This window comes from Kribbella flavida DSM 17836 (assembly GCF_000024345.1).
GTDB lineage: Bacteria > Actinomycetota > Actinomycetes > Propionibacteriales > Kribbellaceae > Kribbella > Kribbella flavida.
Genome location: NC_013729.1, coordinates 4,770,820 through 4,787,748, shown reverse-complemented (window position 1 = coordinate 4,787,748; position 16,929 = coordinate 4,770,820). Strand labels below are relative to the sequence as shown.

15 protein-coding genes are annotated in these 16,929 nt (G+C 71.2%); 7 read left to right on the top strand and 8 right to left on the bottom strand.

Annotated elements, in window-relative coordinates:
* Positions 1-16 precede the first annotated feature (16 nt).
* On the top strand, positions 17-655 hold the full coding sequence (locus KFLA_RS22045) for an SGNH/GDSL hydrolase family protein (RefSeq protein ID WP_148256699.1): 639 nt from the start codon (positions 17-19) through the stop codon (positions 653-655).
* A gap of 89 nt (positions 656-744) precedes the next feature.
* Here the strand turns inward: KFLA_RS22045 and KFLA_RS22040 are convergent, their stop codons facing one another.
* The 4 genes from KFLA_RS22040 to KFLA_RS22025 form a co-directional block, all read right to left on the bottom strand.
* Positions 745-2,190, bottom strand: coding sequence for a DUF4832 domain-containing protein (locus KFLA_RS22040; RefSeq protein ID WP_012922027.1), 1,446 nt, complete (start codon positions 2,188-2,190; stop codon positions 745-747).
* Positions 2,191-2,205: 15 nt separating this feature from the next.
* The gene (locus KFLA_RS22035; RefSeq protein WP_012922026.1) at positions 2,206-3,969 is read right to left on the bottom strand and encodes a DUF4832 domain-containing protein; all 1,764 of its coding nucleotides are present in this window, start codon (positions 3,967-3,969) and stop codon (positions 2,206-2,208) included.
* Positions 3,970-4,053: 84 nt separating this feature from the next.
* Positions 4,054-5,211, bottom strand: a complete 1,158-nt coding sequence (locus KFLA_RS22030) for an ROK family transcriptional regulator (RefSeq protein WP_012922025.1) — start codon at positions 5,209-5,211, stop codon at positions 4,054-4,056.
* 134 nt (positions 5,212-5,345) lie between these two features.
* Positions 5,346-6,350, bottom strand: coding sequence for a serine/threonine-protein kinase (locus KFLA_RS22025; RefSeq protein ID WP_012922024.1), 1,005 nt, complete (start codon positions 6,348-6,350; stop codon positions 5,346-5,348).
* A gap of 119 nt (positions 6,351-6,469) precedes the next feature.
* Here KFLA_RS22025 and KFLA_RS22020 point away from each other — a divergent pair, with 119 nt between their 5' ends.
* Positions 6,470-7,126 carry an HAD family hydrolase gene (locus KFLA_RS22020; RefSeq protein ID WP_012922023.1) on the top strand — a complete coding sequence of 219 codons (657 nt, stop codon included), beginning with the start codon at positions 6,470-6,472 and terminating at the stop codon, positions 7,124-7,126.
* Between the two features lie 158 nt (positions 7,127-7,284).
* A complete protein-coding gene (locus tag KFLA_RS22015) occupies positions 7,285-8,742 on the top strand; it encodes a glycosyltransferase family 87 protein (protein WP_012922022.1) in 1,458 nt (485 codons plus the stop codon).
* On the opposite strand, the gene KFLA_RS22010 is transcribed toward KFLA_RS22015, so the two are convergent.
* Both KFLA_RS22010 and KFLA_RS22005 read right to left on the bottom strand, forming a co-directional pair.
* On the bottom strand, positions 8,739-9,692 hold the full coding sequence (locus KFLA_RS22010; protein WP_012922021.1) for a threonine/serine dehydratase family protein: 954 nt from the start codon (positions 9,690-9,692) through the stop codon (positions 8,739-8,741). The two genes, KFLA_RS22015 and KFLA_RS22010, sit on opposite strands and share 4 nt — an antisense overlap.
* 33 nt (positions 9,693-9,725) lie before the next feature.
* The gene (locus KFLA_RS22005; RefSeq protein WP_012922020.1) at positions 9,726-10,619 is read right to left on the bottom strand and encodes an ATP-grasp domain-containing protein; all 894 of its coding nucleotides are present in this window, start codon (positions 10,617-10,619) and stop codon (positions 9,726-9,728) included.
* Between the two features lie 238 nt (positions 10,620-10,857).
* On the opposite strand from KFLA_RS22005, the gene KFLA_RS22000 reads away from it, so the two are divergent.
* The 4 genes from KFLA_RS22000 to KFLA_RS21985 all read left to right on the top strand — a co-directional run bounded on the left by KFLA_RS22000 (position 10,858) and on the right by KFLA_RS21985 (position 14,441).
* Positions 10,858-11,571, top strand: coding sequence for a response regulator transcription factor (locus tag KFLA_RS22000; protein WP_012922019.1), 714 nt, complete (start codon positions 10,858-10,860; stop codon positions 11,569-11,571).
* 81 nt (positions 11,572-11,652) lie between these two features.
* Positions 11,653-12,816: a sensor histidine kinase gene (locus tag KFLA_RS21995; RefSeq protein WP_012922018.1), complete on the top strand. Its 1,164-nt coding sequence runs from the start codon at positions 11,653-11,655 to the stop codon at positions 12,814-12,816.
* 165 nt (positions 12,817-12,981) lie between these two features.
* A complete protein-coding gene (locus KFLA_RS21990; RefSeq protein ID WP_041289437.1) occupies positions 12,982-13,470 on the top strand; it encodes a hypothetical protein in 489 nt (162 codons plus the stop codon).
* Positions 13,467-14,441, top strand: coding sequence for a sigma-70 family RNA polymerase sigma factor (locus tag KFLA_RS21985; protein WP_012922016.1), 975 nt, complete (start codon positions 13,467-13,469; stop codon positions 14,439-14,441). The genes KFLA_RS21990 and KFLA_RS21985 overlap by 4 nt, the downstream gene beginning before the upstream one ends.
* Before the next feature lie 3 nt (positions 14,442-14,444).
* Here KFLA_RS21985 and KFLA_RS21980 read toward each other — a convergent pair whose 3' ends face one another.
* Entirely contained in the window at positions 14,445-16,100 is a 1,656-nt protein-coding gene (locus KFLA_RS21980; RefSeq protein WP_012922015.1) for a bifunctional 3'-5' exonuclease/DNA polymerase, read from the bottom strand.
* A 292-nt stretch (positions 16,101-16,392) separates the two neighbouring features.
* Positions 16,393-16,896, bottom strand: a complete 504-nt coding sequence (locus tag KFLA_RS21975) for a hypothetical protein (RefSeq protein WP_012922014.1) — start codon at positions 16,894-16,896, stop codon at positions 16,393-16,395.
* Positions 16,897-16,929: the final 33 nt, after the last annotated feature.

The window sequence follows — 16,929 nt, the reverse complement described above, 5'->3', positions numbered from 1 at the left end:
GCAGTACGGTCGGCAGGTGCGGATCCTGTACATCGGCAACAGCTTCACCGCCCGGAACAACCTGCCCGGCCTGCTCGCGGGACTGGCGGCCGCGCGCGGGATCGAGGTCGAGCACCGGCTGATCTCCGCCGGCGGCGCGTCGCTGCGCCAGCACCTCAACGCCGGCACGGCGCTCGAGGCGATCGCGAGCGGCGGCTACGACACGGTGGTCCTGCAGGAGCAGAGCACCTTGCCGGTGAAGAACCCGGCCCGGATGCAGGACAGCGTGCGCGACTTCCACGCCGCGATCGAGGCCGCCGGGGCACGGACCGCCTTGTACCTGACCTGGGCGCGGCGGAACGCTCCGGAGACGCAGCAAGCGCTGACCACGGCGTACGGGAGCGTCGCGGCGGAGCTCGGGGCGACGGTGGTGCCGGTCGGGATGGTGTGGCAGCGGTTCCTGGCCACGCACGACCAACCGGTTTTGCACGACGCCGACAACAGCCATCCGGCGCTCGCCGGCAGCTACCTGGCGGCGTGCGTGTTCCTGATCGCGCTGCTGGAGCAGGATCCGGTCGGCGTCGAGGTGCCGGTGAAAGGGCTGGACGTGGGTACCGCGGCGCTTCTGCGGCAGGCCGCTTGGGACATCTGCGAGGACCTGGCCGCAGGCCGCTAGGGCGCGCCTTGGACCAGCCACCCCTCCGGAGGTTCTCCGCACCTGAAACCTGAGCACCGCGCAGCACGCAGGGAATCGATCAACACGCCCTAGCGGCCGACTGTGACAGTCTGCGCCAGGTCGTTGTAGCCGGTGGCCTCCTGCCAGACGCCCTGGTTGGCAAGGCGGACGGAGTACTCGGGGCGGTTGGGCAGGCGGGGGTCGGCGATTTCGAGCAGCAGGCGATAGCGGCCTGGGACGGCGGGTGCGCGGACCTTCTGGGTGAGCGTCGTGGTCGTGCCGGACGCCCAGCGGCGTGGGTCCGCACGCAGTGTCACGGTGTGGCTGTGCCGGTCGCCCTGGAAGATCAGCCGCACCTTCCGCGGGTTGTACGGAGCGGCCCAGCCGTCGTTGCGGATGTCGAGGCTGATCGACACGTCTCCGCGCGGCCGCGTGGTGTGGGTGAAGGTCCCCCGGACGAGCGCGAAGCGGTAGCCGAGCTGCTTCTTCGCGGTGGTGATGTTGTCACCCCAGGACGCCAGGACGTCTTGGTGGTAGTCGATGTTCAGGTAGGAGAAGTGCAGCCTGGCCATCTCCTCGGACGCCGACGGCCAGTCCGACCGCGGTGAGTTCACCGCGCACGTCTCACCACCTTGCGGCAGGTACCTGCTCTCCTGCGCGACGAAGTCCTTGTCGAGCTCGACCGGGTCACTCAGGTAGGTCCCGAAGTCGTCCGGGCTGGCCAGGAAGCAGTCGTTGTGATGCCCGACCCGCGCGACCGGCGAGCCGTCGTACGCCTGACTTGCGCTGAGCGCTCCCGCGGCACCGGTCGGCACTCCGAACATGCGCTGCTTCATGTACGGCGTCCGCACCTGGATCGTCCGGTCGCGGGGGAGAGCCCGCAGCAGCGCGTCGGTCACCGCCCGGCGGTCGGCCCAGTTCTGGTCGGTGACGACGCTCGGGTCGGTCGGGTCGGAGAAGTGGTCGGTGTAGTAGCCCTCGCCCCACAACCCGATGAACCCCTGCTGGACCAGCTCGATGACGGCGGCGTTCTGCCGCAGGATCGGGGTCAGCTGGTCGATGTGCTTGAGCACCCGGGCCAGTGGCGCGTCGCCGTACGGCGTCGTCGGCGGCCAGCTCGGCGGCTTGGCGTAGGCGAACCGGACGATCGCCTTCACCCCGGCGGCGCGGAGGATTCGGAAGTCGGCCCGGACCTTGTCCAGGTAGGCCTTGTCGATGGTGTCCTGGCCGGCGAACTTCTCCAGGTAGAACACCCGCAGGATCTGGGTGATGTTCTCCTGGGTCCGGAAGGTGCGCAGCGTCGTCTGGTCGAGGGGCACGTAGCCGCTGCCGTCGGGCCGGTAGTGCGTCTCGGTGTGGTGGTAGAAACCACGCTCCGGGTTGGCGATCACCTCACTGGACGGGGTGTAGTTCCGGGTGCTCGTCAATCCGTTGTCGTCGGCAACGGCAGCTTGGGTCGGCAGGGCCAGACCCAGCAAGGCGATGGCGGTGCCCAGCCTCTTCACGACGGGCCGTAACACGATGGGCCGTTTCACAGGGATCTCCTTGGGCTAACTGATGGTGACGGTGCGGAGGAGCGAGTTCATCCCGGTCGCTGCTTCCCAGGTGTTCTGGTTGGCGAAGCGCACGGAATACTCCGGACGGTTGGACAGCTGCGGGTCAGGGAGGTTGAGGAGGAGGGTGTAGGTACCCGTCGGGAGACTCGTGGGGACGGTGAGTGTCTGCGAGATCGTGGTCGTCGAGCCGGCGGTCCAGCGGCGCGGGTCGGTGCTCAGCGCGAGCCGCTGGATCGCGCCGGTGGCGGTGTTGCGGAGTACGAGCTCGGCGGGACGAGGGTTGTACGGCGTGGCGAAGCCGTCGTTGCGCAGGTTGATCGTCACGGGCAGACCACCGCCTCGGGTAGCGGTAGCCGGGAAGGTGCCGGTCTGCAAGGTGAAGCGGTAGCCGAGACGCCTGGTGACGTCGGCCATGCAGCCGCCGGAACTCCACGCATTGAGGACAGTCGGCTCGTAGTCGACGTTCAGGTAGGACCAGTGGAACTGCCCGAGTTCGCTGACAGCGGTGGGGCAGTCGGATCGCGGCGGATTCGACGCGCAGGTCTCGCCGCCCATCGCAAGATAGGTGGTCTCCGCCTGCAGGTACGGGTACTCGACCGAGGTGTTCTCGTAGGTCCCGAAGTCGTCCGGGCTGGCCAGGAAGCAGTCGTTGTGGTGCCCGACCCTGGACAGCGTGGTGCCGTTGTAGGCCTGGCCGGCTGCCACCGGGCTGGTCGAGTACATCGTCCGCTTGAGCTTCGGCGTCCGGACCTGGATCATCCGGTCCGTGGGCAGCACGCTGAGCAGCTTGTCGACGACGGCCTTGCGGTTCGCCCAGTCGGTCGCACTGATCACGCCGGCGTTGCCGAAGTTCTGGGTGTAGTACCACTCGCCCCAGGCTCCGACGAAGCCCGCCTGCATGACGGCGATGACATCGTTGTTGCTGCTCAGGTACGGCGCCAGCTGGTCGAGATGGGCGTGCACCCGGGACAGCGGAGCGTCGTCGCCGGCCGTCGAGGTCGTGTACGCGAAGCGCAGGATCATCTTCAGCCCGGCCGCGCGGACGGTCGTCAGCTGCTGCTGGAGCTGGTCGAGCGCAGACTGCCCGATCGCCGAGTTCTTGTACTCCGCGAGGTAGAAGACACACATCACCAGCGAGATGCCCTGGCTGGACCGGTAGCCTTGCAAGGTCGCCGCCGAGAAGTCGTTCTTGTCGCAGTCGCCGGTGTGGTGGTAGAACCCACGCTCGGGATTGGCGAAGTTGTCGTTCGACGCCACGTAGTTGACCTGTCCTGAACCGCTGCTCCCGCTGTAGACGTGCGTGTACTTCGCGGAGGTCTCCAGCGGGCTCTCGACCTGGAAGACCAGATCGGCGTCGTTCGGCGTGGCAGTCTCGGCCAGGTCGGCCCGGTTGACCGTCCAGCGCGCCACTCCGCCGGTCGCGGAGTACGTGACGGCTCCGACCGAGGTCCAGCTCCAGCCGCCGCCGTTGTGCCGGTACAGGCTGCCGTTCTCCAGCAGGTAGTCGGCCCCGACACCGTTCTGCGCGAAGCCGGTCGCGGCGCTGCGATCGGTGTCGATGTAGGTCCGCGCGTGCTCCGGAGCGCCGGTGTAGGTGAACTGATAGGTGACTGTGGTCGCGGTGTTGGTGGCCGACGGGCCACTGATGGTGGCGTAGGCGGGGGAGACGGTGCCGAGCGTGGCCAGCAGGCTGCCGGCGATGATGCCGGCGAGCGGTGTCAGCACGGACTTCAACGAGCGATTGCGAGCAGGCCTCATGGGCGGTGGGTCCTTCCCTGTCCATCCCGAGTGGTTGGGATTAATCATGGAGTCCAGGGAAACTGTGTCAAGGGGTCGTGAGCATCACTTCCGGCCGGCGGTGATGGCCATGGTGGCCGAGGGCAGCTCGGTTCCCTCGTACAGAGCCGTCTCGACCTGCTCGAGAGCCAGCCGGACGGCACCGTAGGCGACCCCCTCGCCGCCGAACGTCGAAATCCGGATCTCCGGTGTCCGCAGGCACCAGCGGTCGAGCTGGTCGCGCAGTGGCTGGACCATGACGTCGGCCGACCGGGAGAAGCCACCACCGATCACCACCAGCTCCGGATCCAGCGTGAGGACCAGGGCAGAGACGCCCACCGCGATGTCGCGGGTGTACCGGCGGACCGCCGTGACGGCGGCGCGGTCGCCGTCGCGGGCGGCCTGGAAGACGTCCTCGAACTCGTCCTTGCCGCCTGACCAGGCACGCAGGTGGTCCGGCGCCTTCAGCCAGCCGGCGGCCGGCAGGGCGCCGATCTCGCCCGCGGCGTTGCCGAACCCGCGGTGAAGTTTGCCGTCGATGATCAGGCCGGTACCGGTCCGGACGCCGGCCAGCAGGAAGACCACGTCCTTGGCGTGCCGGGCGACTCCGCGCCAGGCTTCGGCGAGCGCAGCGAGCTTGCCGTCGTTCTCCACCCGGACCGGTGCCGCCACCAGGCGGCGCAGGTGCTCCGCGAGATCCACGCCGGTCCACTCGGCCAGCGAGTCGGAGAGCATCACCCGGCCGGTGCCGTCGACCAGGCCGGTGGTGGCGACGCCGGTCGACCAGATCTGCCCGGGCGTGACTCTAGCCCCGGCAAGCGCCGAGATGACGCAGCGGTCCAGCGCGGTGAGGCGTTCTGGACGGCCGAGCTGGGGCGTCACAGCGACGGTGCTGGTGTGCAGGACCTCGCCGTCGAGATCCGTGACCAAGGCTCGGATCGTGTGACCTCCGATGTCGACGCCGAGCACCCGCCCGGCGTCGGCGCGGAACCGATAACGGCGGGCGGGCCGCCCCACGGTGCCCACGGTCGGCTCCACCTCGGCCACCCAGCCCCGCTCGATCAACTCCCGCGCCACATCTTCGGTGGAAGCGCGTGACAGGCCGGTTCGCCTGGCCAGCTCCGTCAGCGTCAGCGGCTTGTCGTCGCGCAGTGCCCGCATGACCGCCACTGCGTTGAGCTGCCGCAGCCGGGACAGGTCGCCGCCGGTCGGCTGCTCGGTCATCGTCGCCCCTCGAGGTTCGTCGCCATGGATGCCGATAATGATGGAATCTTGGATAAGTGTACGGATGGAATCCCTGAGCAGAGTCGGTCCACTTCGCAGCTCAGCGGAACCCAGGACGGCTAGGGCGGTCGGGGTCAGACGGCGGCCATCGGGACGGTGGCGTCGGCCGTCAGCGTGCTCTGCGCGGTCTCGGCGGTGAGGGCGGTGTCCGCGGTCAGGACGGTCGGAGCGGAGACTGCGGACCTCGCGGACCTCGCGGACATCGCGGACAGCGCCGTCGGTGAGGGGGCCGGGGGATGGGCCGGGGTCCGGTGGCCGAGCAGGCTCAGGTGCCGCCGCGGCGTGTTCAGGTAGGTCCGCCAGCACCAGGCGGCGACGTCGTTGGCGTCCGGGCGGTCCTCGGGGTCCTTGGCCAGCATCCGGAGCAGGAACTGCCGGAAGTCCCGGCGTACGCCGGTCGGTTGCACCGGGCAACCATGCAGGTGCTGGCGCAGCACTCCGGTCGGGGTGTCGGCGACGAACGGCGGGCCGCCGGTGAGCAGCTGGTGCAGCACGCAGCCGAGCGAGTAGATGTCCGCGGCCGGACCGGCCGGCTGGGCGGTCGCGCGTTCGGGGGCGAGGTAGTAGCTGGTTCCGAGCACGTAGCCGTCGGGGGTGTCCGGCCCGGCCGCCTCGGTGACGAAGCAGGCGATGCCGAAGTCGGCGATCTTCACGGTCCGGTCGGCGGTCATCAGCAGGTTGCCGGGTTTGATGTCGCGGTGCACGACGCCCTCGTGGTGGGCCGCGGCCAGTCCCTCGGCGACCTGGGCCGCGATCCAGGCGGCGTCGGCCGGACCGAACGGGCCCTGCCGGCGCAGCTCCGCCGCGAGGTTCCGGCCGTCGACGAGCTCCATCACCAGGTAGCAGCTGTCGCCGTACGGGCCGAAGTCGTGAATGCCGATCACGTGCGGGTTGTTGACCACGGCCGCGGTGAGCGCCTCGTGGCGGAACCGCTCCATCGCGTCGGGATCGGTCTGTCCGGGTGGCAGCAGCTTGACGGCGACCGGGCGGTCCAGGACCTCGTCGGTGGCCCGCCAGACCTCGCCCATTCCGCCGCGGCCGAGCAGCGACTCCAGCCGGTAGCGTTTCGCGATCCGCATCTCGTGCCTCCGCGTCCCCGTGTGAGCATCCGGTACCCCGAGCGACGACGAGCCATGCGCGCCGCCCCGCTCACCCCGACGGGTGGGCGGGGCGGCTGCTGTCTAGGGTGGCGGATGTGATGAGGCTGAAGGTGTCCCACATCGTCTGGGACTGGAACGGGACGCTGCTCGACGACAACGCCGCGGTGCTTGCCGCGGTCAACGAGGTGTGCGCCGGGTTCGGCCGGCCGCCGCTCAGCTGGGACGAGTGGCGCGAGGTCTACGCCCGGCCGATGCGGCTGTCGTACGAGCGGATCCTGGACCGGGAGCTGAGCGAGGACGACTGGGCCAAGGTCGACAAGCTGTACCACGAGCGGTACGACCTGCTGCTGCACACCTGCGGCCTGGCGCCCGGCGTACCGGACGGGCTGCACGCCTGGAGTGCGAGCGGGCGCACGCAGTCGCTGCTGTCGATGTGGTTCCACGCGCAGCTTGTGCCGACCATTGACGGGTTCGGGCTGACCGAGCTGTTCTCGCGGGTCGACGGGCTGACCACGGCGGTCGGCGGCGACTCGAAGGCCGAGCACCTCGCCCGGCACCTGACCGCGCAGGACCTCGACCCCACCGACGTCGTACTGATCGGGGACGTCGTCGACGACGCGACCGCTGCCGCCTCGGTCGGCGCCCAGTGCGTGCTGGTCACCACCGGCGCCATGTCCCGCACCGCCCTGCAGGCCACCGGCTTCCCGGTCACCGACTCCGTGCCCGACGCGCTGACCCTGCTGGCCACCGACTGACCACGGTCCGTACGGCGTCGCGCCTCACCCGTCGGCCCACGGTCGGGGCGCGGCCGCGACGGTGTGCAGGACGCCTCGGTGCCGGTAGCGTGTGGCCCTCGCCGGGCTGGGTAATCTGGCGGGCGCCGCTGCCCCGGCGACCGACCGGATAGGAGACGATGTCCCCCGTGACCTCACGAGACGCCCAGGACGCGCAGGCTCGGCCGGCCCCGTCGGAGGCCGATCCCGCCGTCGCGGGTTTGACGGTGGGGCTGGGTGGACCGACCGGCCGGTTCGCCCGGCTGAGCTCGTCGTGGTGGACGCCGCTGCGGATCGCGCTCGCGGTGTGCACGGTCACTTTCGCGCTCGGCGTGCTGCAGAAGGCGCCGTGCATGGACGCCGGCTGGGACCGGCAGAGCTGGCGGCCGTTCAAGGCGCTGTGCTACTCCGACATCGGCTACCTGTACCAGGAGCGCGGCTTCGCCGAGGGCAACGTGCCGTTCCTCGACACCGGCAACTACCCGGTGCTGGAGTACCCGGTGCTGACCGGCGGGTTCATGGAGGCCGCGGCGCAGATCACCTGGGTGATCACCGGCGACCCCGAGCAGGACGTCACGGTCGAGCAGAAGCGCGACACCGCCGGGGTCTTCTTCGTGGTGAACGTGGTGCTGCTGTTCCTCTGCGCGCTGCTGCTGGTCGGGCTCACCGTCGCGACCGCGCGCGGCGTCGCGACCCGGCCGGGCGCGCCCCGCGGTCAGCCGCTCGACGCCCTGTACGTCGCCGCCGCGCCGGTGCTGGCGCTGACCTCCACGATCAACTGGGACCTGTTCGCCGTCGTGCTCACCGCCGGCGCGATGTACGCCTGGTCGCGGGGCAAGCCGATCTGGTTCGGCGTGCTGCTCGGACTCGGTACGGCGGCGAAGTTCTACCCGTTCCTGCTGCTCGGGCCGCTGCTGATCGTCTGCCTGCGCGGCCGCAAGCTGTGGCCGTGGTTCCAGGCCGTGGTCGCCGCGGTCGTCGCCTGGGTGCTGGTGAACGCGCCGATCTACCTGCTCGCCAAGGAGGAGTGGCTGTCGTTCTGGGTGTTCAACGACGAGCGGGCCAGCGACTACGGCTCGATCTGGTACGTGCTGAAGCTGGCCGGCAACGAGGTCGCCGACGTCAACAAGCTGAACATCGTGATCTTCGCCGGGCTCTGCCTGTCGATCGCGATCCTCGGGCTGATGGCGCCGCGACCGCCGCGGTTCGCGCAGCTGGCGTTCCTGGTGGTCGCCGCGTTCCTGCTGGTGAACAAGGTGTACTCGCCGCAGTACGTGCTGTGGCTGCTGCCGCTGGTCGCGCTGGCCCGGCCGAAGCTGCGGGACTGGTTGGTCTGGCAGGCTTGCGAGTGCTTCTACTGGATGATGGTCTGGCTGCACCTGGCCCAGTTCCTGGCGCCCGGGCAGCCCGAGGCACCGGACAAGATCTACTGGTTCTCGGTGATCCTGCGGATGGCCGGCACGCTGTGGCTGATGATCGTGGTGGCCCGCGACATCCTGCTGCCGGACAAGGACCCGGTCCGGCACGGCGACCTGGTCGACGATCCCGGTGACGGCGTCGCCCCGGACCTCCCGGCCCGCGAGCCGGTGCGCGTCTAGGGCGTGTCTCCCAAGCTCCCGGATCCGAACAGCTGCCCGACATCGAGGTTCCCACCGCTGATCACGCTCGCGGTCGGACCGGTGAGCTGCAGGCTGCCTTCGAGCAGCGCGGCGAAGGGGGCGGCCGCGGCCGGTTCGAGGGCGAGCTTGGTGCGCGACATCACCAGCCGAGTGGCCGCCAGGATCGCGTCCTCGCCGACCCGGACCACCTCGTCGACGTACTGGCTGATGAGGGCGAAGGTGTGGGCGCCGCAGACCGGGGCGGCCAGGCCGTCGGCGAGACTCTTCGCGGTCGGCAGCTTCTGCGGCGAACCGGCGGCCAGGCTGCGGCTGACCACGTCGGCGCCGGCCGGCTCGACGCCGACCACCCGGACCGAGGGATCGAGCAGCTTCACCGCGAGCGCGACGCCGGAGATCAGGCCGCCGCCACCGATCGGCACCAGCACGGTCCGGACCTGCGGCGCGTCCGCCAGCAGCTCCAGCCCCAGGCTGCCGTGCCCGGTGATCACGTCGAGGTCGTCGAACGGGTGCACGCCGGTCAGCTTGCGCTCGTCCCGGATTGCCTCGTACGCCGTGATCAGGTCGCCGTCCACCAGTTCGACCTGCGCGCCGTACGCGCGGGCGGCGTCGATCTTGCCTTGGACGGCGGTGGTCGCCATCACCACGGTGGCGGGCACCCCGGCGTCCCGCGCGGCCCAGGCCAGTGCGCCGGCCGCGTTGCCGGCCGACACGGTGACCACACCGCGCTCGCGCTGCTCGGGCGTGAGCTGCAGTGTCTTGGACAGCAGGCCGCGGACCTTGAAGCTGCCCGTCTTCTGGAACAGCTCCGCCTTCAGCGACAGCGGTCCGCCGAACATCGCGTCGAGCGCCGAGCAGGTGACCATCGGGGTGCGGTGGATCCGCCCGCTGAGCTGGTCGGCGGCACGGCGTACGTCGTCGAGAGTCGGCATACCTCGGAGCCTATCCACGCCGGATCACCGGGCTCACCCGGCGGCAGCGACCGCCTGACCGCGCGGCTGCGCCGCGGCGAGCTGGTCGGCGACGGCCGTGGCGAGGGCGTCGACCGCCGGGGCATGGTCGGGGAAGAACAGGTAAGGCTCGATCAGCTCCAGCTCCATCAGCAGGAACCGGCCGGCCGAGACGATGCCGTCGACCCGCGCGTACGCCGGAGCCGTGCGCGAACCCGCTGCCAGGGCGGCCGTCGCAGCCCCCAGGACGGCCGGCGAGGGTTCGACCCGCTCGACCGTGCCGCCGTACTCGTGCTGGACCCGGTAGTCACCAGCCGCCGGGCGCTTCACCACCGCGTGCGAGTAGACACCGCCGAAGAACATCAGCGACCACTCGCCGTCGGTCACGATCTCCCGCTGGAACGGCTGCACCAGGTAAACCGTGTCGGGCAGGTCGTCCATCGCGCGCTCGAGCTGCTCGGAGCCGGCGACGCCGCGGACCGTGTTCAGCGCGCTGGCGCTGACGGTCGGCTTGATCACGATCTCCTGACCGGCCAGGCCCGCGACCACCTCTCGAAGGCAGGCGCCGGCGGCGACCTGCGACGGCACGATCGCGACGCCGCGCTCGCGCAGCTCCAGCAGGTAACTCTTGTCGGCGTTCCAGCGGACCAGGGCGCTGTCGTTGAGCACCCGGACGCCGGCCTTGTCCAGCTGACCGAGCCACTCGGCGAACTCGACGTAGCGGGTGTGGTAGTCCCAGACGGAGCGGAGCAGCACCGCGTCGTACGAGGACCAGTCGACCGACGGGTCGCTCCAGACCTCGATCACGGGGTCGAGGCCGGCGGTCCGGAGCGCGGGCACGAGCGGCTGGTCGTCCTCGTGCAGGTCCGGATGGTCGGCTGACGTCGCCAGGGCGATACGGACGGTCACGCTGGTTGCCTTTCGGAAGAGCTCGCGGGCCCCGTGGCTACGGCGCCCGCATCAGTGTCCGAGCGCTCCGGCCAGAAATCAACCCGGTGCCGCAAGTGGATCGGTGACGCAGCGTGATCGCGGTGGCGGCAACGACCAGCACGCTCCGGCCGCATCCACGGCTACGGGTCGCTTACGGCCGCCCCGGGGGAGGCAGCCACCGCGATCGGTGCGGCTGCGGACGATCTAGGCTCGTGCCGTGGCTACTCGTGTGCTCGTGGTGGATGACGACCCGACCGTGTCGAACGTCGTGTCGGCGTACCTGACCAAGGCCGGGTACGACGCCCGGGTGGTCCCGGACGGCGTGAAGGCGGTCGAGGTCTGGCAGCAGTGGAAACCTTCGGTCGTCGTGCTGGACGTGATGCTGCCCGGCCTGTCCGGACTGGAGGTGCTGCGCCGGCTGCGGTCGGCCGACGACGGTGCGGCGGTGATCATGCTGTCCGCGCGCGGCGAGGAGGAGGACCGGCTGGTCGGGCTGGAGGTCGGCGCCGACGACTACGTGGTCAAGCCGTTCAGCCCGCGCGAGCTGGTGCTGCGGGTGCAGGCGCTGCTGCGCCGCGAGGAGCGGCTGGCCGGGCTCGACCTGACGCCGACCAAGCTGCACGCCGGTCCGGTGGTGATCGACACCGCGGCCCGGACGGCGACGCTGGACGGCGCCGAGCTGTCGCTGACGCATCGGGAGTTCGACCTGCTGGCGTTCCTGGTCGCGCACGCGGGCAAGGCGTACACCAAGGTCGAGCTGCTGCGGCGCGTCTGGGGCTGGGACTTCGGCGACTCCTCGACGGTGATCGTGCACGTCCGCCGGCTGCGGGAGAAGATCGAGGCGGACCCGTCCGACCCCAAGCTGGTGCTGACCGTGCCGCGCACCGGCTACCTGTTCGCCGGCGACGCGATGGCCGGCGCCGGGCGATGACCGGCGGCCCGCGATGCGCGGCGGCCCGCGATGCGCGGCGGCCCGCGATGAGCGGCGACGCGCAATGACCGGCGGACCGCGATGAACCGCGACACCGCCACGATCTTCGCGCTGACTGCGCTGTGGACGCTGGCGGTGGCCGCGTTCGGCGCGCTGGTGCTGTGGCGGTTCCGGCGCCGGTCGCTGCGGATCACGATGATCGTGGTGGCGCTGGTTCCGATGGCGGCCGCGCTGGCGGCGATCGGGCAGAGCACGCGGGCGATGTTCATCTCGGCGCACGACTCGCTGGTGGTGATGTGGACGCTGGCGTTCTCCGGATTGCTCGGGCTGCTGATGGCGGTGCTGCTCGCGCACTGGATCAGCGCGGGCTCCCGCGACGTCGGCCGTCGCCTGCGCGACCTCGGTACGGCGTACGAGTCGGTGGGCGTCGCGGCGAACGGCAACGTGCCCGCGGAGCTGGCCGAGCTGACCAACGAGCTGGAGACGACCCGGCAGCGGCTCGCGGCCTCGCGGGAGCGCGAGCGGGCGCTGGAGGCGAGCCGGCGGGAGCTGGTCGCGTTCATGTCGCACGACCTGCGGACGCCGCTGGCCGGTCTGCGGGCACTGTCGGAAGGGCTCGAGGACGGCGTGATCGACGACGTTCCGGGCGCGCTGCGGCAGCTGCGGACCACCGTGGACCGGATGACCGGGCTGGTGGACGACCTGTTCGAGCTGTCCCGGCTGTCAGCCGCTCCGCTGCCGCGCCGCCGGTCGGCGGTGAGCTTGCACGAGCTGGCCGACGACGTCGCGGGGGAGACCTCGGAGCACGCGCGTTCGGTGGGCGTCACGGTGACAGTGAAGGCGCCGGCGGACGACGACCGGCTGGCCGTGCACGGCGACGCCGACGAACTGACCCGGGCGGTGACGAACCTGGTCGGCAACGCCATCCGCCACACCGCGCCGGGCGGCACGGTCGAGATCGCGGTCGACCGCGCACCCGACGGCCGGGTCCGGCTCGCCGTCACCGACGGCTGTGGCGGCATCCCTGCCGACGACCTCGAGCGCGTCTTCGACATCGGCTGGCGCGGCGACGAGCAACGCACCCCCGCGACGGTCGGCGCCGACACCCGCGAGGCCGGCGGTGGTCTCGGCCTGGCGATCGCCCGCGGCGTCGTCGAGTCGCACGGAGGCACCATCGCCGTCAGCAACGTCCCCGGTGGCTGCGCCTTCAGCATCGACCTGCCGCGCGTCACCGCCCACTCCTGAACGCCGTTCGGCCGTCTCAGCCCCGGACAACCTTGCGCCCGGACGCGTGCCTTTCATGGGTTGACCTCCGAGGTGCATGGTTGGCCCATCGCGATCTGACAGGCCAACCATGCACTTCGGAGGTCAACCCACGAGAGGCACGGGAGCGGCGCGCAGAATGGGGGCGTGGAACTCTCGGGCGTGCTGCTGGCGGCGGGCGCGGTCCTGCTGCTGCTGTTCGTCGTCTACGGAAGCTGGACCGCCGGCCGGCTCGACCGGCTGCACCACCGGGTGGCGACTGCGAGGGCCCGGCTGGAGACGGAGCTCGCCCGCCGCTCCGCACTCGTTGCCGAGCTCGCCGGCAGCGGCGTACTCGATCCGGCGTCGTCCCTGCTCCTGCTGGACGCCGCGCACCGGGCCCGGACCGCGCCGGAGGAGGAGCGGGAACAGCGGGAGTCGGCGCTGACCAGAGCGATCGTGGCGACCGGCACGGACGTGCAACCGTGGGCCGGGGAGCTGGCGGCTGCCCTGCGCCGGGTGCAGCTGGCCCGGCGGTTCCACAACGACATCGTGGTGTCCACCCGGGAGCTGCGGCGGCGACGGCTGGTCACCTGGTTCCGGCTGGCGGGGCACGCGCCGATGCCGTGCACCATCGAGCTGGAGGACGGCAGTTGACCGAGGATGCCTTCGCCGAGCAGACCGAGCGATACCGGCACGAGCTGCGGGTGCACTGCTACCGCATGCTCGGCTCGTACGACGACGCCGAGGACCTCGTCCAGGAGACGTTCCTGCGGGCCTGGCGGCACCGGGCCGACTTCGAAGGCCGGTCGAGCTTCCGGGCGTGGCTCTACCGGATCGCCACGAACGCTTGCCTCGACGACCTGCGCCGCCCCCAGCGGGTCCTGCCGTACCAGCTCGAGCCCGCGTCCTGGCCGACGGACCCGCGGCCGGGGCGCGACGACCTGCCCTGGCTCCAGCCGTATCCCGACGTGCTGCTCGACCGCGCGGAGGAGCCGGACGCGCAGGTCATCCGGCGGGAGACGATCGAGCTGGCGTTCCTCACCGCGATCCAGCAGCTGCCGGCCCGGCAGCGGGCGGTGGTGATCTTTCGCGACGTGCTCGGCTGGCCCGCCAAGGACACGGCCGAGCTGCTCGGGACGACCGTGGCGTCGGTGAACTCCGCGCTGCAGCGGGCTCGTCCCGTCCTGCGCGAGCACCTGCCGCCACGGCGTACGGAGTGGGCGCCGGCGGGTGATCCGTCGGCGGTCGAGCAGGCGTTGCTGACGAAGTACCTGGAGGCGTTCGAGGCCGGTGACGCGCCGGCGCTGGCCGCGTTGATGCACGAGGACGTCCGGGTCACGATGCCGCCGTACCCGTTCTGGTACGCCGGCCGGGACCGGGCCGAGCAGGTGTTCGCCGCGAACTTCGAACCGGGTGGTCCGGCCAACCGGGGCGCGTGGCGGTTCCTGATCAGCGGGGTGAACCGTCAGCCCGCGCTCGCGGCGTACTTGCGGGTGCCCGGCGACACCGTCTTCCGGCCGTTCGGCTTCGACGTGTTCCGGATCGAGAACGGGCTGATCGCCGAGCTGACCGCGTTCGAGCTCACCGACTTCCCGGCGTACGGGCTGCCCGGCCGGCTGACCTGACGGCTACTTCGCGTCGGCGTAGCACTGCACGATCGCCGTGCCGAACGGGAAACGGGTCGGGGTCGCACCGAAGGTGAGCGTGCCGGCCAGGTCGCCCGCGGCCTGGATCGCGGCCGCGACCTGGTCGGCCTCCTCGGCCGGGCAGTGCACGATCACCTCGTCGTGCTGGAAGAAGACCAGCTCGGCCTTGTACGTGGCGATCGACTGGCGCAGCGCGGCCATCATCAGCAGCGCCCAGTCGGCGGCACTGCCCTGCACGACGAAGTTGCGGGTGAACCGGCCGCGGGCCCGGGCCCGTCGGCTGTCGACCTGCGGCTCGTCGGCCGGCGGCCCTTCCAGCTGAGCCGAGTCGAGCTGCGACCCCGACGGCGGACAGGTCCGGCCGAGCCAGGTGCGGACCAGGCGGCCCTCCTCACCCGCGCGGGCCGCGTCGTCGACGTACGCGACCGCCTTGGGGAACCGCTTGCGCAGGGCGGCCAGGTTCTTCAGGCCGTCGCCGGAGGTCTGGCCGTAGATCGCGCCGAGCACAGCCAGCTTGGCCATCGCCCGGTCACCGGAGAACGCCTTGTCCGAGACGGCCTTGTAGAGATCGGCGGCATTGCCCGCGACCTCCATCAGGCCGGGGTCGCGGGAGATCGCGGCGAGCACCCGGGGCTCCAGCTGGGAGGCGTCGGCGACGACCAGCCGCCAGCCGGGATCGGCGACCACGGCCCGCCGGATCACCTTCGGGATCTGCAGTCCGCCACCGCCGTTGGTGATCCAGCGGCCGGACACCGTGCCGCCGGGCACGAAGCCGGGACGGAAGCGGCCGTCGTGGACCCAGTCGTTGAGCCAGCTCCAGCCGTTCGCCGTGTAGATCCGGTAGAGCTTCTTGTACTCGATCAGGGGCTCGACCGCCGGGTGATCGATGGTCTGCAACTCCCAGCGCCGCGTCGAGGTCAGTTGGTAGCCGGCTTGCTTGAACGCCTTGAGCACGTCGGCCGGCAGGTCGGGCCGCACCCGGCGCCCGAACGCCGCCGACACCTGCTCGGCCAGCTCGGTGAGCCGGCGGGGCTCGCCACCGCCCGCATATCGCTCGCCGAGCAGCTCGGTCAGCAGGGCGCGATGGGTCTCCGCGCTCCACGGCAGTCCGGCGCGGTCCATCTCGGCGGCGATCAGCATGCCGGACGACTCCGACGCGGTCAGCAGCCGCATGCGCTCCGGGTACTCGGCTTGCTGGTGACGACGGAGCTGGTCGGCGTACACACGCAGCAGGGCCTCGAAGGGCAGCGGCTCGGACTCGATCTCGAACAGCGACGACTGCTCGCCGGGCTCGGCAGCCCGCATCGGCGGGTCGGGCGGCACCGGCTGGTCGGTCAACCGGGCCCAGGCCGCCGCCGCGGACCGGGGCTCGCCGAGCCGGCCCTCGTGCCCGAGCAGCAGCACCTCCGCACACTCGACGTCGTAGCACCGCTCCACGCGGACCCCGGCGGCCAGCAGCCGTGGGTAGATCTCGGCGGTCGACCGCCACACCCACCGGCTCACCTGCGGCCGCGACCCGATCGCGGCCGCCAGATCGGGCTCGCGCCGGATCGGCCCGGCCGGCTGCCCGTCCGGGTGCAGGGCGACGAGCAACGCCCCGCCTCCCTCCACCGGCGCGACCGCCCACCGCTCGTCCATGCCCGGATCCTCCCACCCCGCACCGACAGTCCCGGCCACGTCGAGCCCACCGACCTCTCCCCGCCGACTTCGAGCACCCGCCAGCTACTCGTACGACGATTTCGTGGCTGGTGGGTGCTCGAGGTCGGTGCGTGGCACGGGGAGCCGCGACTGGCCACATCGCGTTGACTGTGAGCACCCGCCAGCTACTCGTACGACGATTTCGTGGCTGGCGGGTGCTCAAGGGCGGGCGCAGCACCGGGAGCGCCGCAGTGTTGCTCCGGCGCGACTCGGAGTCAGAGTCTCTTGGTGGTCAGAGCCGGCGGCACTGGTCCTCCTTGGTGCCGCCGACGACGTTGCCCGAGCCGGTCGGCGCCGGGACGTTCGACTTGCACTGCAGGTTGCCGTCGATGCGGTTGGCGGTGAAGTCCTGCGCGCCCCGGTTGGTGAACGACTGGACGTCGCCCTTGACCTGGTTGGAGCGCAGCGACGCCGTCCGGCCCTGCTTCAGCTGCACGCTGCCGCCCACCGTGCTGGCGTACAGGTAGACGTGGGCGTGCCCCTCGGCCTGGACGTTGCCGTTGACCCGGGCCGAGGACGTGCTCAGCCGGGCGTTGCTCTCGACCTTGACCGTGCCTTTGACCGTGGTCCGGTTCAGCGTGCACGAGGCGCCGACCGGCACGCGGACGTTGTCGACGGTGACCGCACCGAGGGTGCCGCGGCAGACCCGTTCCTCGGCGTGGGCGACGGGCGCGGCGAGCACGCTGCCGGCCAGCGCCAAGGCGCCGGCTCCGGCGGCGACGATGGAGCGCTTCATGGGTGTCCTCCGGGGTTCGGGCCGGCCCTGGCG